Source organism: Klebsiella sp. A52 (assembly GCF_018388785.1).
In the GTDB taxonomy this organism is placed as follows: domain Bacteria; phylum Pseudomonadota; class Gammaproteobacteria; order Enterobacterales; family Enterobacteriaceae; genus Klebsiella; species Klebsiella aerogenes.
This window is the reverse complement of the sequence record NZ_CP074437.1, coordinates 925,076-949,634: the sequence shown is the minus strand read 5'-3', so window position 1 is coordinate 949,634 and position 24,559 is coordinate 925,076. Positions and strand designations below refer to the sequence as shown.

The 24,559-nt window shown below is 52.0% G+C and carries 20 protein-coding genes, 1 tRNA gene and 1 pseudogene; 6 read left to right on the top strand and 16 right to left on the bottom strand.

Going from position 1 to position 24,559, the window contains the following annotated elements; translation table 11 throughout:
• Window positions 1-3 precede the first annotated feature (3 nt).
• Window positions 4-2,451 (bottom strand): poly-beta-1,6 N-acetyl-D-glucosamine export porin PgaA, encoded by a 2,448-nt coding sequence (gene pgaA / locus KGA69_RS04400; RefSeq protein ID WP_213292864.1) that lies wholly within the window; start codon window positions 2,449-2,451, stop codon window positions 4-6.
• Between the two features lie 650 nt (window positions 2,452-3,101).
• Here pgaA and KGA69_RS04395 point away from each other — a divergent pair.
• Window positions 3,102-3,668, top strand: a complete 567-nt coding sequence (locus tag KGA69_RS04395) for a helix-turn-helix transcriptional regulator (RefSeq protein WP_045396469.1) — start codon at window positions 3,102-3,104, stop codon at window positions 3,666-3,668.
• Window positions 3,669-3,867: 199 nt separating this feature from the next.
• Window positions 3,868-4,287: a PerC family transcriptional regulator gene (locus KGA69_RS04390; RefSeq protein ID WP_317852641.1), complete on the top strand. Its 420-nt coding sequence runs from the start codon at window positions 3,868-3,870 to the stop codon at window positions 4,285-4,287.
• A 61-nt stretch (window positions 4,288-4,348) separates the two neighbouring features.
• On the opposite strand, the gene KGA69_RS04385 is transcribed toward KGA69_RS04390, so the two are convergent.
• The 9 genes and pseudogenes from KGA69_RS04385 to aspA form a co-directional block, all read right to left on the bottom strand.
• Window positions 4,349-4,675, bottom strand: coding sequence for a contact-dependent growth inhibition system immunity protein (locus KGA69_RS04385; RefSeq protein ID WP_213292863.1), 327 nt, complete (start codon window positions 4,673-4,675; stop codon window positions 4,349-4,351).
• A gap of 13 nt (window positions 4,676-4,688) precedes the next feature.
• Window positions 4,689-5,521: pseudogene (locus KGA69_RS04380) on the bottom strand (RNase A-like domain-containing protein).
• Window positions 5,522-5,917: 396 nt separating this feature from the next.
• A tRNA-Phe gene (locus KGA69_RS04375) sits at window positions 5,918-5,993 on the bottom strand.
• 114 nt (window positions 5,994-6,107) lie between these two features.
• On the bottom strand, window positions 6,108-8,195 hold the full coding sequence (locus tag KGA69_RS04370) for a DUF1176 domain-containing protein (RefSeq protein WP_213292862.1): 2,088 nt from the start codon (window positions 8,193-8,195) through the stop codon (window positions 6,108-6,110).
• A 65-nt stretch (window positions 8,196-8,260) separates the two neighbouring features.
• Complete coding sequence (locus KGA69_RS04365) at window positions 8,261-8,836, bottom strand: transcriptional regulator (protein WP_047046398.1); 576 nt, start codon at window positions 8,834-8,836, stop codon at window positions 8,261-8,263.
• A gap of 35 nt (window positions 8,837-8,871) precedes the next feature.
• Window positions 8,872-10,596 carry a protein-disulfide reductase DsbD gene (locus KGA69_RS04360; protein ID WP_045396452.1) on the bottom strand — a complete coding sequence of 575 codons (1,725 nt, stop codon included), beginning with the start codon at window positions 10,594-10,596 and terminating at the stop codon, window positions 8,872-8,874.
• Window positions 10,572-10,895: a divalent cation tolerance protein CutA gene (gene cutA / locus KGA69_RS04355; protein ID WP_045396450.1), complete on the bottom strand. Its 324-nt coding sequence runs from the start codon at window positions 10,893-10,895 to the stop codon at window positions 10,572-10,574. The genes KGA69_RS04360 and cutA overlap by 25 nt, the downstream gene beginning before the upstream one ends.
• Before the next feature lie 99 nt (window positions 10,896-10,994).
• A complete protein-coding gene (locus KGA69_RS04350; RefSeq protein WP_015368669.1) occupies window positions 10,995-12,296 on the bottom strand; it encodes an anaerobic C4-dicarboxylate transporter in 1,302 nt (433 codons plus the stop codon).
• A 116-nt stretch (window positions 12,297-12,412) separates the two neighbouring features.
• Window positions 12,413-13,849, bottom strand: coding sequence for an aspartate ammonia-lyase (aspA, locus tag KGA69_RS04345; RefSeq protein WP_045380159.1), 1,437 nt, complete (start codon window positions 13,847-13,849; stop codon window positions 12,413-12,415).
• 335 nt (window positions 13,850-14,184) lie between these two features.
• Here aspA and KGA69_RS04340 point away from each other — a divergent pair, with 335 nt between their 5' ends.
• Window positions 14,185-14,655: an FxsA family protein gene (locus KGA69_RS04340; protein ID WP_015368667.1), complete on the top strand. Its 471-nt coding sequence runs from the start codon at window positions 14,185-14,187 to the stop codon at window positions 14,653-14,655.
• Between the two features lie 31 nt (window positions 14,656-14,686).
• On the opposite strand, the gene yjeH is transcribed toward KGA69_RS04340, so the two are convergent.
• Entirely contained in the window at window positions 14,687-15,934 is a 1,248-nt protein-coding gene (yjeH, locus tag KGA69_RS04335) for an L-methionine/branched-chain amino acid transporter (RefSeq protein ID WP_047050402.1), read from the bottom strand.
• Between the two features lie 231 nt (window positions 15,935-16,165).
• Between yjeH and KGA69_RS04330 the strand changes: the two genes are divergently transcribed.
• The 3 genes from KGA69_RS04330 to KGA69_RS04320 all read left to right on the top strand — a co-directional run bounded on the left by KGA69_RS04330 (window position 16,166) and on the right by KGA69_RS04320 (window position 18,624).
• Window positions 16,166-16,459 (top strand): co-chaperone GroES, encoded by a 294-nt coding sequence (locus KGA69_RS04330; protein ID WP_003855929.1) that lies wholly within the window; start codon window positions 16,166-16,168, stop codon window positions 16,457-16,459.
• Window positions 16,460-16,496: 37 nt separating this feature from the next.
• Window positions 16,497-18,143 (top strand): chaperonin GroEL, encoded by a 1,647-nt coding sequence (gene groL / locus KGA69_RS04325; RefSeq protein WP_015368665.1) that lies wholly within the window; start codon window positions 16,497-16,499, stop codon window positions 18,141-18,143.
• A 127-nt stretch (window positions 18,144-18,270) separates the two neighbouring features.
• Window positions 18,271-18,624 carry a DUF4156 domain-containing protein gene (locus KGA69_RS04320; protein ID WP_015368664.1) on the top strand — a complete coding sequence of 118 codons (354 nt, stop codon included), beginning with the start codon at window positions 18,271-18,273 and terminating at the stop codon, window positions 18,622-18,624.
• 42 nt (window positions 18,625-18,666) lie between these two features.
• Here the strand turns inward: KGA69_RS04320 and yjeJ are convergent, their stop codons facing one another.
• From yjeJ to KGA69_RS04295, 5 genes are all read right to left on the bottom strand, one after another.
• On the bottom strand, window positions 18,667-19,530 hold the full coding sequence (gene yjeJ, locus KGA69_RS04315; protein WP_045396441.1) for a YjeJ family protein: 864 nt from the start codon (window positions 19,528-19,530) through the stop codon (window positions 18,667-18,669).
• Between the two features lie 10 nt (window positions 19,531-19,540).
• Complete coding sequence (locus KGA69_RS04310; protein ID WP_213292861.1) at window positions 19,541-21,664, bottom strand: peptidase domain-containing ABC transporter; 2,124 nt, start codon at window positions 21,662-21,664, stop codon at window positions 19,541-19,543.
• Window positions 21,657-22,946 carry an HlyD family secretion protein gene (locus KGA69_RS04305; protein WP_213292860.1) on the bottom strand — a complete coding sequence of 430 codons (1,290 nt, stop codon included), beginning with the start codon at window positions 22,944-22,946 and terminating at the stop codon, window positions 21,657-21,659. The genes KGA69_RS04310 and KGA69_RS04305 overlap by 8 nt, the downstream gene beginning before the upstream one ends.
• A 71-nt stretch (window positions 22,947-23,017) precedes the next feature.
• Complete coding sequence (locus tag KGA69_RS04300; protein ID WP_045396432.1) at window positions 23,018-23,389, bottom strand: hypothetical protein; 372 nt, start codon at window positions 23,387-23,389, stop codon at window positions 23,018-23,020.
• Between the two features lie 132 nt (window positions 23,390-23,521).
• A complete protein-coding gene (locus tag KGA69_RS04295) occupies window positions 23,522-24,538 on the bottom strand; it encodes a fimbrial protein (protein WP_213292859.1) in 1,017 nt (338 codons plus the stop codon).
• Window positions 24,539-24,559 lie beyond the last annotated feature (21 nt).

The following is a 24,559-nucleotide window of genomic DNA, read 5'->3' as shown; positions in this document are numbered from 1 at the left end:
TCCTTAAAACCGTAAATTCGCATCAAGGGCAATGGAGAGATTGCTTTCGCGTTTGCCGTCGTAGGGACGCTTGTCCCAGTTCAGCATCACGCCGGTGTCGATCACGTTGTTCCAGCGAATACGCTGGCCGTAGCCGAGCATGGCGATAGCGCCGGTCGAATACGCTTTTTGCCAGTAGGCGCCGCCGCCTGCCGCAAGCTGCTGGCTCCAGACGGTATCGTAGTGCTGATACATGACGTGATCGGCGACCAGCGCCGAGGTGGCGGCGAAGTCGCGTTTCGGGTTGTAGTACAGGGTATCCGCCCGGCTGTTGACGCTGGCGGAGAGCCCAGGTTCCAGATCGAGCGTGATGGTTGGCGATTGCCAGAGCCGCTCTTTGCCGGAGAATGTATATTCCTGACGACGGTTGTGGTCGGAGAAGCGGGTGGCGGCGGCGCTGAAGCGATATTCGCGTCGTTCGTTTTGATACCAGCGAACCCAGCCCTCGCCGCGGTTGGCGCTGATACCGTTACGCAGCGCGCGCAGCGGCGTCTGCCGCGACAGACGTTCGACCTCGCCGCCAATTTGCCAGCTGTCGTTGAAGCTTTGCCAGGCGGAAAGTCGGGCGCCGGGTTTGTTGTCGCCGGCGAAATTGTTGTTGGAGATTTCCAGTTCAGCCCAGGCATCGCGCGGGCGCCATTCGATGCCGCCAAATAGCTGGCGGCTGGAGCCTTTTCCTTCATCAAAATTCCCTTTGGCGAAGCGATAACCGGCGAAAAGTCGCCAGTTATCCGCGATTGGCGGGCCGTAAATCGCCGCATCCCAGCTAAAGTCGTGGCTACCGCTGACCGGGTTATCCGAGTGGATCCCTTGCGTGCTGTTAAGGCGCAATTCCGACATATGGTGCACCTCGCGAGCGCGAGCTAATTTTTGCGTGCTCAGATCTTCGGGGCTGCGCGCCAGCAGGTCATCGGTTAATAGCTCCATCTGCCGCCACTCCTGAAGATCCATCGCCACGTAGGCCTGCTGACGTTCGAGGGGGATGTTCGAAGGCTCCAACGCTTCCGCCGCTTTCAGTTCCCGTTCGGCGGCGCGGGGTAAACCGCGCGCCTGTAGTATCGCCGCGTAGTCAATGCGCAGCCCCTGATTACCGGGCGCGGTGGTGGCCAGTCGGTCGGAGAGCCGTTCGGCTTCCGGCAGCGCGTTAGTACTCAGTAGATACTGTACCTTCAGCGATTGAGCGTTCAGCCACGGGTCGTTTGGCTGCGGCGTCGGCGAGCCGTAAAGGCGGCGGGTGTAGGGAACGCCATTCGTCACTTTAGCGAGATACTCGCGGGCGGCCTGATACTGGCCGCTATCCAGCAGCGCATAAAATAATTCATGCTGATCATCTTGCGGGTCAGGCCGGTAAAGTGGATGTTGGCGGGCGATCGCCAGCGCGGCCTCGACGTTTTGTTGTGCAAGATAAGAGGAGATAACCCAGCCGATGGCCCAGTCAGGGACGGGCTGTTGAGCGGCGGTCAGCGACTGATATTCCTTAATGACCTTGGCGTAATAGCCGCGGGTGTATAGCGCGCCGAGGCGGTCAATACGCGCGCGGGCAAGATCCTCTGCAGCCTGCGGATCCTGACGCCAACGGGCGAACAGCGCGTCGTAGCGGTTGAGCGCCGTTTGCGCGAGGCGAAAGCGCTCCTGTTCACCGCGGGCCGGGGTGTGCGCCAGCCGTACCCACTCCGCCGCCGCGTCCATTTCCAGCTTTCGCTGCTGCGCGGGCGTTAAGGTGGTTTTCGCTGACCATTGCAGCGCAGGCGAATTGATGCGATTGCTGCTCAGGCTATCAATCAGGCTATTGAGCGTTTCTCTGTTTTGCGGCGCGAGTTCCTGCGCGCGCATATCGGTGAGCAGCTGGTCCCAGCTTTTTCCCTGACGTAAATAGACGTAGGAGAGTGTCTGCAGGTGAGCGGCGCTGGGCGTGGTGGCGACCAAGCGGCGGGCTTCACTTAGCGCCTGCCCGTCATGGCGCGCATCGGCCAGCGTTTTAATCCGACCAATAAGATAATCGTCGTTCATCGGCTGCTGGCCAATTGCCTGATCCCAGAGCGCCAGCGCTGAAGACCACCGTTTTTGATTACGGAAAGCCTGTGCCGCTGCCGCCGTACCGCGTGCCGGTAGCGCCATATAAACCTGATAACGCTGCCAGACCTGGATTACTTCCTCATCACGTCCAGCCCAGGAGGCAATTTGAAGCCAGTCGGCGACTTGCTCAGGCGTCAAAGCATGTTGTTGTTGATATTGCTGAAGATAATCGAGAAAAGGGGAGTAATTACCTTCACGCGCCTGTAGCACATGCCGATCATATATCGACTCAGCCCCCTGAGCCAGAATAGGCGTTAACAACAATAAACTAATTGAAAGCGAGAATGTCGTGCGGCGATAAAAGAATAACTTATTGAAACGAGTTGATCTTCCCATAACTATTTACCATATGTCCATCAAGAATCCATTGCACAACACGTCGGCCTTTTAGCTGAATGCAAAAGGATGGGGTAATGAGTTTTTACCTGACGGTACGCGACTGCGATTACTTATTTAAGGTAATAAAATATCTCCTCGCGATAACGGGGTGGCGATTAATGTACACCTGATATGTTTGCCTGAAAATATGCCAAATAATAGGCCTGTAGTTTTAAGATAAATCTGGAAATTGACCTTTAATGAATTAATTAATTGTCTTATGTTACGCATAACTAACTGAATTGAAAAAAGTTAAATGGTGTCCGAAATTCTGTTTTAATGTTTTTGGTTGGCTTTTTCATGCATAATGTCAGGCGGTTGCTGTAGATATTTAAGACGATTTTTGACAAAAATTCTCAATAGTAGAAAAGCTTCTTTTTTGTGCGAGTTTTTTATTTATAATTAGCCTGAGCACAGATAATTAAGAAATGACGTAAGGATAGTGGAGTGGAGCGTTCACTATAGATGGAGAGATTGGGGGATTACTAAAAGACAATCACATGCTTTATTTGGCTCGCCATAGTCAGCACGCTACCAGGCGCTGTGCATATTCTCCCTGGAGGGGTTTTGTTGCTTTATTGTTAAAGGGATGATTTGTGGCAACGACAATGTTTTTAGTAACTCAGGATCACTATCTCTTTGAAGGGGTGAGGATTTTCTTTCCAGATATCATCCAGTTACATTCGATAGAGCGTAAGCTTTTTGAGAGTGATGCCGAGGAGTTTTCGGTGCTGGTGGATAGTCGGGCGCCGCTTTGTTTTTACGATTATCTTATTCCTGGCGCAGCGGAAGCGGGTAAACGTATCTGCTGTATTATGCTTGATATGCGCCATCGGGAAGAGCATTTGCTGAGCTTAAAGTGGTTTCTCAACATGTCTTTGACGCCGACGGATATGGCTAATTTATTTAGCCTGTTTCTTGACGTGAAGAGTAAGCGATTGACCCGAGAATGGCTCAAGAATTTCAGCCTGAAACCGCAGGAACATATGACGTTGACTTTACTCAGAGCGGGGATGACCATGGAGCAAATAGCTGGGGTACTTAATACTTCGGTGAAAAGCCTGTATCGCAAGCGCATTGAGCTTTATGAACGTCTGGGGCTGGCTAACTTTAATGAAGCCTGTCTGTTTATTTTTAAAAATAGACTGCTCGAGTGTCCCGCGCCGAAGCGATAAAAAGGGAAATGAATGCAGAGTAAGCTATCTACATACAAGCCACTAAACAACGGTATTATTTTAATTTAATCAATCATTGATAGGTATAACCGTAGTTCAGGAATGACTCAGATGATAACCCGCGGTATATGATAAAAATGCTCTTTGGAAGTACTTACTGCTTCGGCAGTTTTAATGCACACAGCAATTAATATTATAAATGCTCTCAATGTTGAGTTGGCATAGATTTATCGTGGATCAAATTACCGGGGTTTTCTTTCATTATTTCTTCGAATGGCGTGGTTATATTTATATACGCAAATTAGCTAGCATATGTGAGAGAAATTATCGAATGATCAAGGACAGTATCGCCGAATCTCTGGAAGCTCGCGGATTGTATCGCCGGGCTGCTTCGCGCTGGGTGGATGTGATGCAGACGTGCGTCGATGACAACGATCGCGAATGGATAAGGATGCACCGCAATAAATGCCTGAAAAAAGCGAAGCTGCCGCCGGCGCGTAAAGAGGAGTTTGCTGATATCCATAAGGCTGCCAGAGAGACGCAGTACCGTATGGGAATTGCCAAGCCGAATGGCGAAGTGTTCCGCCTTCCCGCTAAAAAGAAAGCGACGCGGCGCTAGCGTTTTCGGCGACATCTCGCTGAATCAGATCAAACCGATAGTGTGGTAAGGAAGCCGCGGGTTACTGACGGCCTGTCGGCTCCGCCTCATTCAGGGAATGACTAATTCTATCTCTTACCCGTTTCAGGAAGCTAAGGGCATCTGTTCCCCACAGGTGAGGATCAAAGTCTGAACCATAGCGCATCCTGAATTCCTCTTCCGGGTTATCTGCTTCCTTCAGCAGAAGGTCAATGTCTGCGATAAGGCCATACTTTATGGCGAGATGACTATCGGCGATAAATGCGTCAATTTTGGGCTCGATCTCATCACTATCATCGATAAGATCATAATCTTGCCCGAAGTAAACCGTGATAAAGCTGTTAAGTTCATTCAGGTTCATTTTTGTCATGTACAAACCGTGTTCAGGGTAGAGGAAAGGCTGTCAATACAAAATAGGGTTTTCCATGCCAGTGCGTAAACTCGATGACTACCCGGACTTTGTAGCAAGTAGTTACTTCTTTCGCACCTTTGAATAATAATATTCCTGTTTGGTTTGCAAACATGCGATCCAACTGCATTTTTGCATTCATCCCTGGTGGTAGATGTCTTTCCCACATCTCTATCTGAGTCTTATTGTCCTGAATAACGGCAGATACTAAGCGCTCAGCTTCACTGGTACTTTTGAAACTACTGACAGACTTTAATCGGGGAGTAGTATCCAGTCTCATTCTCAGCCCTTCTGGCGTTTTGCCAACATGATTTTGGAGAGTATGGCCACCTGATGAGCGACTCCTCAAAAATTCATGTTCAGCCAGTTTTATCCGTCCTCCACGTATAGAAGCAACGCGGATAGCACCCATTGTCAGCGCAAATCCCATAGGAATCGCAAGATCCAGAGTCATTCCAACGTTCACGGCAGTTTGGTGATCGGAACCCAGACTTTCGGCCAGAGATACTACAGAATTGTATGTATCGGTACTGACCTGCCTACCGCTCCATACCTGACGAAAGGAAGCCTGTATCGTATCCAGGCTGTGGGTTCCTACGATGACACACCCGATTTTAGTGAGTATTGTTGGTTCGGGGGCTATGCACATGACTCCGGCACCAAACATTTCAACCAGACCGTTGGCCAATCCTAGACCACCCCAGAGGCGATTACTAAGTGTTTCCCCTCACTGACGGATTTATCGGCCAGAACGGCGGCAAGTTGTACGGGAGAAAGAGCCATTCTTATTCCGTTATTCTCTTGCATATCACAGACTTCCTGTTGTGATTAAATATTCGACACTATCATAACAGTCATTAGCATGAATTTTTATTACCGGATAAGCTGCTATTGCTCTTATTTTTCTCAGATACGTTCTGATTAGAGTGGGTTGAAGATAAATTGGCACTATTATTTTGCGTAAGTGGCTTATAAAGAGGGGCGGCTGAAACGAAGATTCATCTTAACGTTTTTATGTGACTCAATGCAGTATGTCACATCCGAACTGAAGGCCTGCGTTAGTGATGAATAACCGATGGCTGAAGTTAAAGGTAAAAACGATGGGCATTGAATGCCTGATGGCGCTGTGCTTATCAGGCATACGGTTCGCGGTAGGCCGTAGAAAAGCAAAAACCCAGCCATAGGCTGGGTTCTCTGAATAAGTGGTGCCCGGACTCGGAATCGAACCAAGGACACGGGGATTTTCAATCCCCTGCTCTACCGACTGAGCTATCCGGGCAACGGGGCGCATTAAACCGTAATCCGCCCACTGCGTCAATGAAATTTCTCTATTTATTGTTTGATTGCTTATCTTTGCGGCAATTCTGCGCCAAAAGGCGCGTTTTGCTTAAAATCACATCACTCCGTTATCGCCTTCGCGAACTTTCCAGCCGCTGGTGATGGCGATGGCATGGCGTTTTCCGGAGATGTCGTAATCGCCAACGATCTCTTCATCATCTCGTGGCGAACTGATGGTTAGGATGGCATCTACTCCGTGGCGATAGGCGCCATGATGGCTGAAGATCGTGCCGATAAAGCATTTATCGTTGAGCCACACCGGGATCCATGCCACCGTTTCAACGGTGTAGTGCCCCGCAACGCCGCCATAGTAGTTGTCCGCATCATCTTTAGCGGTACCGGGGGGAACAGGACAAATCGGCTCATCGTTATCGTCAGCAGGTTTATCCTTTAGCAGGCTACCTTGCATGACGTCCAATGACTTCAATAAGCCCGCTTTATCTTTATCGTTTAAGGCTGGGGTGGGTGACTGCCCGTTTTCCGCAGCGCTGATGATATTGAGGTTATAACGGTAGCGGATGGTGATGGCCGGCGTCAGGTCGCTCTGGTTAAACGGACGCAGCAGATAGAGGTTATCTTCCCCAAACACGCCGTTAAACCACAGGGCGTAAACCTGGCCGTTGATTCTGACCCAGCGGCCCCACTGGTTCGCTCCGCGATCGTTAATAGAGTAAAGGGCGCCGGGCACGCCGGCATCGAAGTTATCGTCGTCATTGCTGTCGGCATCGTTCACCGATTCAAAGGCGCTATCGCCGCGTTTCAGCACGCCGGTATAGCTGAACAGGCCGGTACCGCCAACATAGCTATCGATGATGAGGTCGCGTTTGCCGTCGCCGTCGAGGTCGATAAGCGTGAAGCTGACTTTGCCGTTTTCCGAATCGGCGCTGATATCGGAATGTAAAAACGCCTGCCACTCATCGTCGCTGATATCCGCCGCTGGCTTGGTGGTTGAGACCGGCGCGTCGTCGGCATAGGTGAGGGTAAAGTGGCTGATGTGTCCGCTGAGCGGAAACTGTTCCGCAATGTTCTCTAATGCGAGTTCCGGATTGCGTTTTTGCTCTTTTAGGAGCGCGTCGTGCAACGTCTTCAGCGCGAGTATATCGGCCTCTCGTTGCTTGCGGGGAATAACCTTGCTGACGAAGGTGGGAAGCTGCCAGGTTCCGCCTGGGGTGATTTCCCGACACATGCCGGTGCTGTACTTGAGGCTTTGCACAAAGGTTTTGCCATCCCACACACGTTCTTCCCCATTAACGCAGTCGGCGACGCTGCGCCCTTTGTTGAAGAAGGTCATTACGCCATCGTTATAGCTGGAGGCATCAGTGGTTATCAGCTGTGGCCTGGCGGCCTGTGTGTTATCGACAACCCACATCGCGTAGCCGTCGTTATAGGCGGCGCGCCAGCACAGAGTCTGCAGCAGCGAGTGATTTTTATCCAGCGGGGTGACGGTGATCTGCCGTTCGCTGGCCGGAATATCGGCGTTTTGCCAGTCATCACAACGGCTGTTGAGCGCGCTTTCCAATTGCGGCAGCCATTTCTGCTGTTGTTTAGCTGTTAACGCAACGGGCTGGGCGTTGTGAATAAACGGCGCGCTAAGGATCTCCGGCGCGGGAATGGCGTGCAGGACGGCACTCTCATCGCTGTCGCCTTTACGTAACAGGGCATCGGCGGTGCCAATCCGCTGCTGGAATTCATCGACCTTAAGGAATACCGCGCTGCTGCCCGCGTTAGATAGGCGTTTGCGCTGGCCATTGAGCGCCAGTTCGATTTTCGCGTTTTGCTCCAGGGCGGTAATAAGCGCGCTGGTTTGCGTACTGTCAAAGTGAAAATGGTTATCGTCGATAGCCTCAAGCGTCCCGCGATCGCTATCGTTGATAAACAGATTTACGCTGGCATCTGGCGGAATATCGTGCTCGGTCTGCGCAAACGTGACCTGCGCGGTTACCTGCCGCCCGGGGCCGGCGCTACGGGTCAGCAGAACGCTGACCTCGCCCATTGTCGCGCCATAGCCCGCAGCCCGGCAGGTGCCGGTATTATCGCAGGCGACTTCCCAGTCTTTGTAGGCGAAAGAGAAACCGCAAGGAGGGGCGGCCATCAGCGAGGTCGAACAGAGCCCCAGTACGGCGGCCCAGAGAAGTGGACGCATAGAAATCCCTGCCACAGAAAGTGTCAGGGAATTATATGCGCCTTGCAGGGGTTCGGAAATCCGAATTACGTGAGTGCGCCGCCCATCCGGCAGCGGGCAAAGCGCAGAATATCTTCCGCCAGACGCTGGGCGGTATCGACGTCGGCCTGGCTGCGCTTGATCAGCATGCGGCTCAGGCAGCCTTCGACGATTAATTCCATCTGCCTGGCGACCATTTCCGGATCATCCACCTCAAGCAGGGTCAGCAGCTCATGTGTGTAGGCCAGTGACGCCTGCTTCTGCTGTTCCGCTAACTGGTGAATCGGGTGCTGAGCATCCGGATAGAAAGTACAGGCGGCGATAAACAGGCAGCCCGGATAGCGGTGGTTGCTGACGCATTTGGTCAGCGCGCTATAGCGCGCCAGCAGCTTTTGTTCTGCGCTCAGCGTCTCATCCAGCAACAGTTGGCGACGCCAGGCGTCTACCTGCTGGCTTAAATAACGCAGGGCGTCATAGAGCAACGCTTCGCGATCGGGCCAAAAGCGCTTGAGGTCATCAAGCGGATATGCGACGCGGTCGGCGACCATTTCCAGCGTGGTGTTGGCGATACCCTCGATTTCGAGAATTTGTATGGCTTCACCCAGGACATCTTCACGTTGCACGGTAGTCTCCTCCATTTATCCTCCTCAAGTGTCGTTCACGGTTTCCAATCGCGCAAATGGGCGCTGAATGCCGCAGCATCCATAAACCCGGTGACGCGCTGCGCGGGCTGCTCTTCTCCCTGCGCGTTGAAGAACAGAATCGTCGGCAAGCCGAGCACCTGTAAATGCTTCAGCAGGGCCGCGTCTTGCGCGCTGTTCTTAGTGACATCCACTTGCAACAGAACGGTCTCTTTTAGGGCCTGTCGCACTTCAGGAGCGCTAAAGGTATATTTTTCGAACTCTTTACAGGCCACGCACCAGTCAGCATACAGATCGAGCATGACCGGTTTCCCTTTGGCCTGCGCTAACGCCTGGTTGAGTTCATCCACGGTACTGACACGGGTAAACTCCAGATGCGCCTGCTGCTGGGCGGTTGGTGCGCCAAAGGCCCAATCCTGCAGCGGACGCGCGCTAACCAGCGCGGCGCCCAGCATGACGATTTGCACCAGCCGTAGCCACGGTTTGCTCGCGCCAAGCGAGGTGATAAATGCCCAGCTAAAGAAGGCGACGCCAAGCAGAGACCACAGGCGTAAACCCCAGGCTTCGCCGATCACGCGCTCCAGTAAAAAGACCGGCAGCGCGAGGATCACGAAGCCAAACGCGGTCTTGACGTGAGCCATCCACGGCCCGCTCTTCGGTAGCAGACGGTTACCGAACACGGTCACCAGGATCAGCGGCAGCCCCATTCCCAGCGCGTACAGATACAGGGTGCCGCCGCCAAGCCACAGATTACCGCTTTGAGCGATATACAACAGAATGGCGCTAAGCGGGGCCGTAGTGCAAGGGGAACAGATAAGCCCGGCGATGGCGCCCATTGCAAACACGCCGCCAGGCGAGCCCCCCTGGCGCTTATTGCTCATTAGCGTCAGTCGGGTTTGCAGCGATGAAGGCAGCTGCAGCGTAAACAGGCCGAACATCGACAGCGCCAGCGCGATAAATACCACTGACAGCCCGATTAATACGTAAGGGTGCTGCAGCGCGGCCTGGAATTGCAGACCGGCGGCGGCCACGACCAACCCCAGCGCGGTATAGGTAACCGCCATCCCCTGGACATAAATAAAGGCCAGCAGTAGGGCGCGTGCCGTCGATAAGCGCTGCTTACCGCCGAGGACAATCCCGGAAATCAGCGGATACATCGGTAACACACAAGGCGTAAAGGCAATACCGATACCAATCAGCAGCGCCCATAGCGCCGAAAATGGCAGCGACGCGGGCTCCGCGCCGGTTTGGCTGCCGCTGGCCGGGAGCGCGGCGGGCGCTGATGGTTTGGCCGCTTGCGCCTTGTCGGAATCGGCGAGCACCGCGCTGAGCGGCACGACTTTGGTCTCCGGCGGATAGCAGAATCCGGCGTCGGCACAGCCCTGATAGGTGACGGTCAGCGTGGCTGCTTTGCTGGCTTCCGTAAGGGTAATCGGCAAGGTCAGGCGCTGACGATAAATTTCGCTTTTGCCGTAAAACTCGTCTTCATGCCATTCGCCAGGCGGTAGCGAAGGTTCGACGATCGCCGCATCTTTTGCCGTCAGCGTGATCTGCTTACGGTAGAGGTAGTAACCATCCTTGATGCGCCAGCTCAGGTTGAGGTCGTGTTGATTCTGCTGAAAGTCAAAGGCGAAAGCCCGATCGGCAGGCACGAAGTTTGAGCGCCCGGGGGCGTCAAACAACCCGGCGCTGGCCGATGCGCTGCACAGTAGCAGGATCAGCGTAATGATGCGTTGAGCCATGAGAGGTAATCGTTGTCTCCGTGAGTAACCGGCAGGACCAGTAGTTCGGGGGTTTGATACGGGTGATGGGACTTCAGGCAGTCCAGTAACGCCTGCTGATGGGTCTGATTGGTTTTGAGCAGCATCTGGACTTCATACTCCTGCTCAAGCTTCCCTTCCCAGTAGTAGAGCGACGTCGCTCCCGGCAGGATGGTGGCGCAGGCGGCGAGTTTTTCTCCGAGCACTTTGGCCGCCAGATCCTGGGCGGTCGCTTCATCCGGCGCGGTACAGAGTACAACAACAGCATCAGGCGTAGTCATCGTGAACCTCGTATCAGCGAAAAGAGGCACTATAGCATGCATGATGCGGAGAGATTAACCAAAGGGGCCAGTTACTTCACTGGCCCCTTTTTAACGATCTTACAGCATGAGGCCGCCGAAGATGAATCCGAGGATCACGCAAAGCGTAATGGCGATGACGCCCGGGATCAGGAAGGCGTGGTTAAAGACATATTTGCCGATACGCGTGGAGCCGGTGTCGTCCATTTCGACCGCGGCCAGCAGGGTCGGATAGGTTGGCAGCACGAACAGCGCTGAGACCGCGGCGAATGAGGCAATTGCCGTCAGCGGGGTGACGCCGAGCAGCAGTGCGGCGGGCATTAACGCCTTAGTCGTGGCGGCCTGTGAATAGAGCAGCGTAGCCGCGAAGAACAGCACCACCGCCAGCAGCCACGGATAGTTGTGCAGCAGATCGCCCGCCACCGTCTGGATATCGGCAATATGTGCTTTGACGAAGGTATCCCCAAGCCAGGCGACGCCGAGCACGCAGACGCAGGCGCTCATCCCGGACTTGAAGGTGCTGGCGTTCAGCACTTCGCCGGTATCGATCTTACAGGTGATGCTAATCAGCGTAGCGATGGTCAGCATGAAGACCACGATCGCTTCGTTACGCGGCAGCACCGGGTTCTGGATCAGGCCGACGGTGTCGCTGATGGCGGTAGCGTAGAACATGACCGCGACGATGCCCACCAGGAACAGCAGAACGGAGCGTTTAGCATGCGGCTTCAGCTCGAAGACCTGACTGCCGCGCAGGCTCACTTCCCCTTTTGCCAGTCGCTCCTGGTATACCGGGTCGTCTTTCAGCTCGCAGCCGAGGAAGTTACAGACGACGGCGGTCAGCATGACGGCAATCAGGGTAACCGGCAGACAGATCGCCAGCAGCGTCAGGTAGCTGACGCCAAGCGGTTCGAGAATACCGGCAAAGAAGACCACTGCCGCGGAGATCGGCGAGGCGGTAATCGCAATCTGCGAAGCGACAACGGCTATGGAGAGCGGGCGGGAAGGGCGAATACCCTGCTCTTTCGCCACTTCGGTAATCACTGGCAGGGTAGAGAACGCGGTATGACCGGTGCCTGCCAGCACGGTCATAAACCAGGTGACCAGCGGCGCAAGGAAGGTAATGTACTTGGGATGGCGGCGTAGCATACGTTCGGCGAGGCTGACCAGATAGTCCATCCCTCCGGCGACCTGCATCGCGGCGATAGCGGCGATAACCGCCATGATAATTTCAATGACGTCAAAGGGGATTGCCCCGGGTGGAATTTGAAAAATTAAGGTTAAGACGAGGACGCCGAGGCCACCGGCAAAGCCGATACCAATGCCCCCCAGTCGGGCCCCCAAATAGATTGCCAGCAAGACAACCACGAGCTCTGCACCAAACATATATGCCTTCCTTGTTTTTTAACAAGTTGATATTGAATTGTTGTCGTTTCGTAAACCCAAAAAAGCAAAAAGGCATGTCATCACTGACATGCCTTTGGTTAGTTTACCCTGAAAGCTTACTGTTCGCTTTCATCGGTATACCGTTTTGCTTTATAAGCCGGATGCATCAGGTTTTGCGGAGAGAAAATGTCGTCCAGCTCGGCTTCGGTCAGCAGCCCGCGCTCCAGTACCACTTCACGTACGCTCTTACCGGTTTCGGCGCAGATCTTGCCGACGATATCGCCATTGTGGTGGCCGATGAACGGGTTGAGGTAGGTCACGATACCGATGGAGTTGTAGACGTAGCTTTCGCATACCGCTTTGTTGGCGGTAATGCCGTTCACGCATTTTTCCAGCAAGTTGTAGCAGGCGTTGGTCAGGATGTGGATAGATTCAAACATCGCCTGGCCAATCACCGGCTCCATAACGTTCAACTGCAGCTGACCGGCTTCGGAGGCCATGGTTACGGTTGTATCGTTGCCGATAACTTTGAAGCACACCTGGTTAACCACTTCTGGCACCACCGGGTTAACTTTTGCCGGCATGATGGAGGAACCGGCCTGCAGTTCTGGCAGGTTGATTTCATTCAGCCCAGCGCGCGGGCCGGAAGAGAGCAGGCGCAGGTCGTTACAAATCTTGGACAGTTTGACCGCCAGGCGTTTCAGCGAACTGTGAACCATCACATACGCGCCGCAGTCAGAAGTCGCTTCAATCAGGTCTTCCGCCGGAACGACCGGCAGGTTGCTGACTTCCGCCAGTTTCTGTACCGCCAGCTGCTGATAACCGTCAGGGGTGTTCAGGCGAGTCCCGATAGCGGTCGCGCCGAGGTTTACTTCCAGCAGCAGTTCTGCGGTACGCAGAATACTTTTGGTTTCTTCGTTCAGCAGAACGTTAAAAGCGTGGAATTCCTGGCCGAGGGTCATCGGCACCGCATCCTGCAACTGCGTGCGGCCCATTTTCAGGACATCCTGGAACTCGACGGCTTTTGCCTGGAAACCTTCGCCCAGCTGTTTGATGGCGTCGATCAGTTTGAGAATCGAAGCATAGACCGCGATGCGGAAACCGGTTGGGTAGGCGTCGTTAGTGGACTGGCATTTGTTGACGTGATCATTAGGGTTGAGGAACTGGTATTCACCTTTCTGGTGGCCCATCAGTTCCAGACCGATATTCGCCAGCACTTCGTTGGTGTTCATGTTGACGGAGGTGCCCGCGCCGCCCTGGAACACATCAACCGGGAACTGGTCCATGCATTTACCGTTGTTCAGCACCTCATCGCATGCGGCGACAATAGTGTTCGCTACGCTTTTAGGAATGGTTTGCAGTTCCTTGTTAGCCAGCGCGGCGGCCTTCTTCACCATCACCATGCCCCGAACAAACTCAGGGATGTCGCTAATCTTGTTGTTGCTGATGTAGAAGTTTTCAATCGCTCTCAGAGTATGAACGCCATAGTATGCGTCAGCTGGAACTTCCCTGGTGCCCAACAGATCTTCTTCGATACGAATGTTGTTTAACATGTGAACCTTCTTTTTCAAGCTGCCAATGAATTCACCAAATACACAGAATTTATAGGATTTAGCGTATTTTCAGACCGAAGATTATTTCCTTAACCGGCCCGGTGCCCACGATCATATGCTGATGATAGCGAAGTTCAGTAACCTTGATCACTTATTATATAGCGCGGCGGATAAGAATTATTAATCTGTGAAATGAGTCACCGCTTTACTATTTTTGAAAAAAATGCCGTTGCCGTTGATTGAAAAATGGCGCGCCAACCCCACATTCCTATGACGCGAATAGCAAATTTATCACTACGGGCGTCTGCGACGACGGCCGATTGAAGGAGACGCCGGTGCGTTGGATCCCATTTATTGCCTTTTTCTTATACGTTTACGTCGAGATCTCGATCTTTATCCAGGTCGCGCATGTGCTCGGCGTGCTGTTGACGCTGATCCTGGTTATCTTTAGCTCGGTGGTGGGGATGTCGCTGGTGCGCAACCAGGGCTTCAAAAACCTGATGCTGATGCAGCAGAAAATGGCGGCTGGCGAAAGCCCTGCCGCAGAAATGATTAAAAGCGTATCGCTGATTATCGCCGGGCTTCTGCTGCTGATCCCAGGCTTCTTTACCGACTTCCTCGGCCTGCTGCTGCTGTTGCCGCCGGTGCAAAAGCTGATGACCTTAAAACTGATGCCGTATCTGCGCTTTAGCCGGATGCCGGGCGGCGGTTTTAGCGCCGGCGCCGGCAACGGAGACACCTTCGAAGGGGAGTTCCAGCGCAAAGACGACGAACGCGACCGTCTGGATCACAAAGACGACCGCTAAAACGACAAAACCGGCCTGCGCCGGTTTTTTGTTATCTGTTTGCTGAAGGTGAGCGTGCTGGCAAGGCGAACCACAGCACCGCCAACATGATGATGGCGTACAAACTCTTCCAGCCGACCATGGCCAACAGCAGCAGGCATAGCACGCTTCCCACCGTGGCCAGCACACGGTATTTACCGTGCAGGAGTCGGCATCCCGCCAGCATGCACAGCAGATAAATCATGATGAAAATGCCGTTGGCATAGACGATAAGCGCATCGAGATTAATGTTCAGCCAGTAAATGCACAGCGTACTGAGTACGCAGCAGCCTAAGACCGCATTCAGCGCGTTGCGCGGTACCTGGCGCGGCGACAGGCGGGCCAGATAGCTCTCCGGTTTGAACTGCGCCTGCGACCAGACCAGGCGGGCAAAACTTTGGATATAGATATTAAGGCTGGCGAAGCAGGCGAGGTAGCCGATTACGCAGGCAACCCACAGCGCCTGCACGCCGAACAGTCGCACTACGATGTTTGGCAGCGAAGCCGCCGCCGCCATTTCCTCACCGAAGGCGCGAAAATGTAGAACGACCACCGTACAGCCCCAATAAACGGTGCCAGCCAGCACCAGGCCAATCATCAGCGCTCGGGGGAAGTCGCGCTCCGGACGTTTAAACTCTGATGCCAGATGAGCAAAGGCTTCCAGGCCGACGAAGCACCAGAACATCACCGATAGGGCCGCAAACAGCTGCGACGTGTCGACATCTTTAGGCTGCGGGAAAGGGATCTGTGCCGGGTTTATGCCGCCGCGCCACCAGATGGCGACGATCAGCGCGACAATCATTACCGCAACCAGCGTCTGTAGATTGGCGCTGGAACTGGCGCCGCGCGAACCCACCCACCAGACGATCGCCAGCGTGCCGAGCTCGGCAAGCAGCAGTTGAGTATCGTGCCAGCCGAACAGCGCCTGGCCAAAACCGGTGGCGATATGCAGGGCGGCGGGTAAGCCCACCGGGATCACCGATAAAAACAGCCAACCGGTTACCCGCGCCAGACGCGGGCCGAACGCCATATCCACAAAATGAGCCACGCCGCCAGCGCTGGGAAAGTGGCGCCCAAGCACGGCAAACACGATAGCGATGGGAAAGACCAGCAGAATCAGCGCCGGCCACGCCCACAGGCTATTATCGCCTGCGACCAGCGCCGCCAGCGCCGGTACGGCGAATACGCCGGTTCCCAGTAGTGATGTTGAAAGTAACCCGACTCCCTGACCTAACCCCAGCTCCTGTTTTAAACCACTCATGACTCAATCCTGCGCGCGGCAAAAAAACGATGTTATCACAACCCCTTGCGCCAGAAAGCGCGGCCGCCGCGGGAATATTTTTGCGCGTCAGCGCACAGGCGGAAATTTTTTTTTAATTTTCCCCTTGAAGCGGTAAATGGCCATCCCCATCTCTCTCTGCACTAGTCGGAAACCGTTTACGGCCCGGCGCCATCCATAACTGATAATGACTTTCTCGAAGGAGAGCTATCAATGAGTATTCGTCCGTTACATGATCGTGTGATCGTCAAACGTAAAGAAGTTGAAACCAAATCTGCAGGCGGCATCGTTCTGACCGGTTCTGCGGCAGCTAAATCAACTCGTGGCGAAATCATCGCTGTCGGTAAAGGCCGCATCCTGGAAAACGGAACTGTGCAGCCGCTGGACGTTAAAGTTGGTGACATCGTGATTTTCAACGATGGTTACGGCGTGAAGTCTGAGAAGATCGACAACGAAGAAGTGCTGATCATGTCCGAAAGCGACATTCTGGCAATTGTTGAAGCGTAATTCGCACGACCCTGAACGAATTTGAGGAATAAAAGAAATGGCAGCAAAAGACGTAAAATTCGGTAACGACGCTCGTGTAAAAATGCTGCGCGGCGTAAACGTACTGGCAGATGCAGTTAAAGTGACCCTGGGCCCGAAAGGCCGCAACGTTGTTCTGGACAAATCCTTCGGCGCGCCGACCATCACTAAAGATGGCGTATCCGTTGCTCGTGAAATCGAACTGGAAGACAAATTCGAAAACATGGGCGCGCAGATGGTGAAAGAAGTTGCCTCTAAAGCGAACGACGCTGCAGGCGACGGTACCACCACCGCAACCGTACTGGCTCAGGCTATCGTTAACGAAGGCCTGAAAGCCGTTGCTGCGGGCATGAACCCGATGGATCTGAAACGTGGTATCGACAAAGCTGTCGTTGCCGCCGTTGAAGAACTGAAAGCGCTGTCCGTACCGTGCTCCGACTCTAAAGCGATTGCTCAGGTTGGTACTATCTCCGCTAACTCCGACGAAACCGTAGGTAAACTGATCGCTGAAGCGATGGATAAAGTCGGTAAAGAAGGCGTTATCACCGTTGAAGACGGTACCGGTCTGGAAGACGAACTGGACGTGGTTGAAGGTATGCAGTTCGACCGCGGCTACCTGTCCCCATACTTCATCAACAAGCCGGACACCGGCGCCGTTGAACTGGAAAGCCCGTTCATCCTGCTGGCTGACAAAAAAATCTCCAACATCCGCGAAATGCTGCCGGTTCTGGAAGCCGTAGCGAAAGCTGGCAAACCGCTGGTTATCATCGCTGAAGACGTTGAAGGCGAAGCGCTGGCGACCCTGGTGGTTAACACCATGCGCGGCATCGTGAAAGTTGCTGCGGTTAAAGCGCCGGGCTTCGGTGACCGTCGTAAAGCTATGCTGCAGGACATCGCGACTCTGACTGGCGGTACCGTTATCTCTGAAGAGATCGGTATGGAGCTGGAAAAAGCGACTCTGGAAGACCTGGGTCAGGCGAAACGCGTTGTTATCAACAAAGACACCACCACCATCATCGATGGCGTTGGCGAAGAAGCGGCGATTCAGGGCCGCGTTGCTCAGATCCGTAAGCAGATCGAAGAAGCGACCTCTGATTACGACCGTGAAAAACTGCAGGAGCGCGTGGCTAAACTGGCCGGCGGCGTTGCGGTAATCAAAGTCGGTGCTGCTACCGAAGTTGAAATGAAAGAGAAAAAAGCGCGCGTTGACGATGCCCTGCACGCGACCCGTGCTGCGGTTGAAGAAGGCGTGGTAGCTGGCGGCGGCGTAGCGCTGGTTCGCGTTGCGGCGAAAATCGCTGGCCTGACCGGTCAGAACGAAGATCAGAACGTCGGTATCAAAGTTGCGCTGCGCGCAATGGAAGCGCCGCTGCGTCAGATCGTTTCCAACGCCGGCGAAGAACCGTCTGTTGTTGCTAACAACGTGAAAGCTGGCGACGGTAACTACGGTTACAACGCGGCTACCGAAGAGTACGGCAACATGATCGACTTCGGTATCCTGGACCCAACTAAAGTAACCCGTTCTGCGCTGCAGTACGCGGCATCCGTTGCTGGTCTGATGATCACCACCGAGTGCATGGTGACCGACCTGCCGAAAGGCGACGCGCCTGACTTAGGTGCTGCTGGTGGTATGGGCGGCATGGGCGGTATGGGCGGCATGATGTAATCGTGCGCTATACGGCGTAAAAATGCAGAAACCCCCGGTCAGAAATGGCTGGGGGTTTTTCTTTTTGCTGGCTTTTTAGTATAAGGTTTACATCCGGGCCAGTGCGTCCAGCTCATTGGGGAATAACATGCAGGTAAAATATTTAGCAGGGATTGTCGGCGCAGCATTATTGTTAGCGGGTTGCAGTTCCAGCAACGAATTAACCGCAGGCGGCCAGAGCGTGCGTTTTGTTGAAGATAAACCGGGAACGGAATGCCAGTTGTTAGGGACGGCTACCGGCACGCAAAGCAACTGGCTGTCAGGCCAGAATGGCGATGAAGGCGGCTCGATGCGCGGCGCGGCGAATGCTCTGCGTAACCAGGCGGCGGCCATGGGCGGTAACGTCATTTATGGCGTGAGCAGCCCGACGCAAAACCTGCTGTCGAGCTTTGTTCCGACCGATAGCCAGATGAACGGCCAGGTTTATAAGTGCCCGAACTGATGCGTTAAGCACTCTCTGCCTGTGCAGAGAGTGCTTAACAATTTATGCCTCTAGCGCTGCTCTGGTAGCCACGTAGAATTCACGCAGCGACAGCATACATTCATCTCTGGTCAGCATTTGTCCCGGGGCGGATGGAATTACCTTACTGAAGATTTGATACGGCGTATGCTGGCTGTGGACCTGTTTTAGCTTCTGACTCTTTTCAAGCAGACGCAGCACGATACTCTTTTCAACATCGGACTGATGCGCGGCGCTGGTTTTAATCACCGCACCGGAGAGTACTTTTTTACCCTCCTCCTGCTCGTAGCTGTATAACACGGCCAGATGGTGGCTAAACAAATTCAGCTTCCACTCTTCCTGAGCATATTGTTGGTACTCAATGTTAGGTTGGGTCGTTAAATCGACGGTATACAGCAGTACATAATCCAAAGCCAGCGCCAGGTACTCATTTAATTTCGTATCAGCAACCATTTTTAGAGATTGATTGATACCCAGAATCAATGCCTCTACCTGTCGGTCTTCAATGCGTAATGTCGCGATTTGCTCGTTCTGCAGCATCAGGATCAGCGTTGACTCATTTACCCCCGGTTTCAACGTGATCGACATGATCCGCAGCTCCGGATTCGGGTTTTGTACCTCTGCCATATCGACTGCTGGGGTATTGGCGATGAGCTCATTATTGTAGGCAATAAGTTCCTCTTTCAGCGTGTCGTCGCTTTGCTGCAAGCGCTGTAAGAAAACAGACATTCGAGTTGTCAGGACCATGAGCAGGTCAGCCAGCGCCGGCGCCTGTAAATAGAACGTCCGACACAGGCCATTCTGGTTTTGTACTTTCAGCAGCAGCGCCATGAAATGGTCTTCATAGGTAATTCCGGCGGTGTTAAAACCAATAAACGTTCCTTGCATATTCTTCTCCTTACGCTGGCATTGGTATTTTGGACTGCGACAAATCAATAACCCGATCGGCAGAGGCGATAGTTGACGGGCGGTGGGCAACGATGACGCGGGTAATACTGAGCCCTGAAATCGATTGGTTAATGACCGACTCATTTCTTAAATCGAGATGGCTGGTGGCCTCATCCATAAACAGAATGCTCGGCTTACGGTAAAGCGCGCGAGCAATCAAAATACGTTGTTTCTGGCCCCCGGAAATCCCTAAGCCTAACTCACCGATGATGGTTTCATAGCCCATCGGCATTTTCATGATTTCGTCATGGATGTTGCAGCGTTTGGCGCATTCTACGACAAAACCCAGATCGGCGTTGTCTTCAAAGCCGCTGATATTATCAATAAGCGAACCGGAAAAGAGCCTATCCTCCTGCAATACGCAGGCGGTTCCTTGCCGATAGTTATTTAAACCTATTTTCTGGATATCGAGATTATCGGCAAACACATCTCCGCTGGTGGGGGAGAGCAGCCCGCACATCACTTTCAATAGCGTGGTCTTACCGACGCCGGACGGGCCGACCAGCGCGACGGATTCACCGGGCTCAACGGTGATGTTCAGGTTCGAGAAAATTGGCTGTGAAAATGGATCGTACTGATAGCTAAGATTTTTGACTTCAAGCCTGGCGCCGGCATCTTTCGAAAAGACGTCCCGTGATGGCAACTCTTGCTCGGGTTCGCTGAAGACGATTTCAGAAAGACGTTCGTTATGCAGCGAGAGCATGCGCAGCTGCATGGTCAGGTCAACCAGGCTGGATGCTCGCTGGGAGAACTGGCCTCGGTAGGCGTTAAAGGCCATAAACATACCGAGGGTCATTTCATTATCAATGACCATAATGGCGCCCAGCCACAGTACCGCTACCTGATCGATAGCGGTAATGAAGGTATTGATACCGCTAAACATCATGTCGAAACGGGTTTGTTTGATCCCCGCATTACAGGCGTCGATATTGATGTTTAGCCAGTGCTGAGAGCGACGCTCTTTCAGATTCAGCGCTTTGATGGTCGAAATACCATACAGCGACTCCATAAAATGCGAACTGGAGCGCGCGCCTTTGATTACCTGCTCTTCCGCAACGCGGCGATAGAAGCGGTAGGTTCCCAAACGCATGAGCGCGTAGCACAAGGTAAAGCCAACGACGACCCATGTCAGCCAGCCGCCATAAAGTGTAAGCATAATCAGCAGGCCGATCGTCATGATGGAGTCAATAATGCCGCTGACGATGCTGTTAGTGAACGTGGAGCGAATCGTGTCCAGCGATGAAAAACGTGACTGAATATCCCCCAGATGGCGCTTTTCAAAAAAAGACAGCGGTAGGCTGGCCAAATGATCGAAAAGAGTGGTTTTCCACTGAATATTGGTCAGCGTGTTCAGCGTTAGCGAGGTCCATGCGCGTAGCATGCTGATAAAGGTGCGGAAGAGGGTAAAGAAAACCAGGCCAATACAGATAACCGAGAGTAGGCTTTGATCGTGGGCCATGATCACGTGGTCTGTGACTAACTGCGTGCCTATCGGCAGCAGCAATCCAATGGCTTCAACGACGACGGAAAAAGCGAAAATCTTCAGCAGCGCAGATTTTAAGCCAACGATATTGCGCATCAGGTCTAACAAACGCAGGCGAGATTTGGCTTTTTCCTGCTGGAAGTTCTGATCGGGCCATAGCTCTAACGCGATGCCGGTAAAATTATTCGACATTTCCTGGATGCCGATTATGCGTTTACCCAGTGCCGGATCGTGGATGATAAAGCTGGATTTACGCACTTTGGTCAAAACGACATAGTGGTTCATTCCCCAGTGGATAACACAGGGCAGCTTTAATTGTCTGATCTCATCCAGATCGAGCGATAGCGCCCGGCTCTTTAAACCTGCATGCTCTGCCGTTTTGCTTAATGACATTAGCGTGACCCCCTGAGAGGGGCTGCCAAAGCGCTGGCGGAAATTGAAGAGATCGATATCGAGACCATAATGGCCGCAAATCATTGCCAGGCAGGCAATGCCACACTCGGCGGCTTCAGATTGCAATATTACCGGCGTCTTTTTCAAGATTGAAAAATTAACTTTCGCCGTAATTTTTTCAAACAGTTCATTAGTCATGAATCGGGCCGCTCACGCTTTGAGTAATCTTATAAACCGGAGTAAACATCCACATGTAGAGAGGGCGTTCTTCAAGGAAGACAACGGCCTGCGCTTTAAGCCCATTGGACAGACTTAGCTTTTTTCCGTCATATTCGAACTGCTTATCTTTAATTTTGACAATTGCTTTATACAGCGCCAGTTCTTGCTGCTGATTGGAACCGTTACTGACGTTGGTGTATTCAGACATTTCTTGCCGTGATGCTGGCATGGAAGAAATGGATATGAGCTTTCCTGGGAATTGACCAAATTTATCCGATGGGAAAGCATCGTAACGAATATTTATAACATCCCCTACTTTTAAATATGGAATCGTATTGTTGGGTAGCCATAGAATGAGATAATACTCAACGTTTCCGGTCGGTTTTATCTGTGCCAGACTGCTGCCATTATCAACGGTTTGCCCTTGTGTAGCAGAGAGTGACTCAATTCTGCCATCGCTGGTTGATTTGATAATTATATTGCCGTTAGCATTGGATTCGACTAGCTGATTTTTAAAATCGTTGGACTGGTTGTATTGGCTGGATATTTGATTGTCAAAATCAGCGGCTTTAGTAATTTTGTCGCTATTAAGCTGGGTAATTTGCGATTCCAGTTGCATCTTCTGGCTAACTAAAGACTGATAGGCGCTCTGTTGCTGAAAATACAGAGAGTGCTGATAATTATATTGGTCTTTGGTTATCAGACCATTGCTAAGATACTTATCATAGCTGGAAAGATTGTCGTGCATTTTTTTCAGACCTACCTGAGTGTTGACCAGCATACGGTTGGTCTCCTTCAGGGAGTCTGTGGTGGTTTTTAATTGCTCGTTCAGCGCATTTAATGTTTGGCTTTTATTGTCTTCCAGTTTTTTTATAATATCTTCTGAGTTGGCGATTTTTTCATTGATGACTTCTATCTGTGCCGCGCTGACATTACCGCTGGTAGTGCTGCGCGAAACATCAATTTCGTAGAGCGGTTGGTTTTTTTTAACCATGTCGCCTATCTTAACATGCTGCTTAACGATAAATCCCTGCTGGGGCGCAAATACGTTAATGGAGTGTGGGAGAGTAATTACCTCGCCCCGCACATCGACACGCTGGGTAAATTTACAAAAAATCAATGCGCAAATAAGCGCAATGAGAAATAGTGCCGATAACAATGCAATCAACCATGCAGGTAAGCCAGCGAGCAATAAGGCTTTACCCTTCCAGTGATTTCTTTTGTATTCGATCGCTTCCTTGCGATAAAGCTTATTATTCATGAATGATGATTCTGATTATAGTAGTCGGGGAAACAAAGGCCAATATGGCCTTTGTTTATGTAAAAAAATATTTACGATGATGGCCAAGGTACAAAGGTACCATCAAGCCCGGCGTCGATAAGTTGACCTAAATAATCAATGCACTTATCCCAGCCTACTGCCACGGCGCCGACAGCACCTGCAATTGCACCGACGGCTGCACCAGCAAATAATCCAACCAAGTTACCCAACAGGCCGAAACCTAAAAGCCCACCATTTGTCCCACCTAATGTTCCTCCAACAGAAGCACCAATTGCACCGACAATAACGGAACCGAGGATTGCGGAGCCTGCGGCTTCAGCCGCATTACCAAGTAAAGATGTCACGGTAGAAGAAATAGAAGAGAAATCCCATGAATAGCCTCCGGAGATCTCTTCCATCTCAAATACTGTTAATTGCTTCATATTTATTCCTTTAAATTAATATTATTACGGATTGATCTAATTACAGATCGGACAGAAATGTAAGCGACGATTGCTTGTTAAGCAATGTAATAGACATGAATTGTTTGTGAATTCATGTCTATTTTCTTAATGTTATTGTTCCTGTATTACCACCTCTAACATTGCCTTAACTTTACCGTTAGTAATATCGTCAACACTATTGCTTTGGCGATAGTAGTCAGCGGTAAGATTGATGACCTGCGAAGTTGCTGCACTGTTGAAGCTATAGCTATCCATATCATAGAAAACTAAAGGCGTCCCAGTTTGTTTGAAAATAATGCCGACATTTTTGGCGCCGCTATTATCGGTTATCATATTATTAATGATGCCATCGCCAGATGTGCTGGAGGTACCTATTGGATTAAACCAGTACATTAACGTATTCCCGATAGAACCGGCTGGACAGTTAATAGTTAATAAAATATTTTTTTGCTCTGGTGTCACACCGCCGCGGGAGACTGACATTAGCGTGCTTTTTTTAATCCGACCGAGTGTTATCTGTGAACTGGAGGGCGATATATCACAGGATGTTGCCTGATAGGTAGTATTTTTCAGTTTGATGGTCGTAGTGTATAAAAGTCTATCACTGGCGCTTGGGTTGGTTGTAGGGTTGCCGACAGAGAAACTTATTGACGGGTTTGAATCCGATCCTGAAGTATCAATGACCTGTTTTGTTTTGATAAACCACACGGTAACAAACTTATAGTAGTTATCTGAGGTTTTCTCAAACGGTACCAGTACCGAACCCGCAACGGCAGGAACCAGTGCGCCATTTTTACTTTCCAGCAGATCGGATACCTGGAATCCTATACCGTCAATTCCGGTTTCATACACCGGCATTCCATGTATTCCTGTAACGCCAGCGACCTCCGCAGTACTGATAGTCGTAATATACTGATCGTTATCTTTCTGGCTGCATGTGAAGTTTTTATAGTTACCAGTGCCGTATTTAGTCGAATATAATATGCTGCCCACTGGAATTGAGTCGTCTGTCGATATTTTTGCTCTAATAGTAAATGCTTGCCGCTGGATGCTACCTGAGTAACTACATTTTGCAGCCGCCTCACCACAGGTAACTAAAAGCATTAATAGAATAAACATTCTCTTCATCAATATTCGTCCTTAAATAAT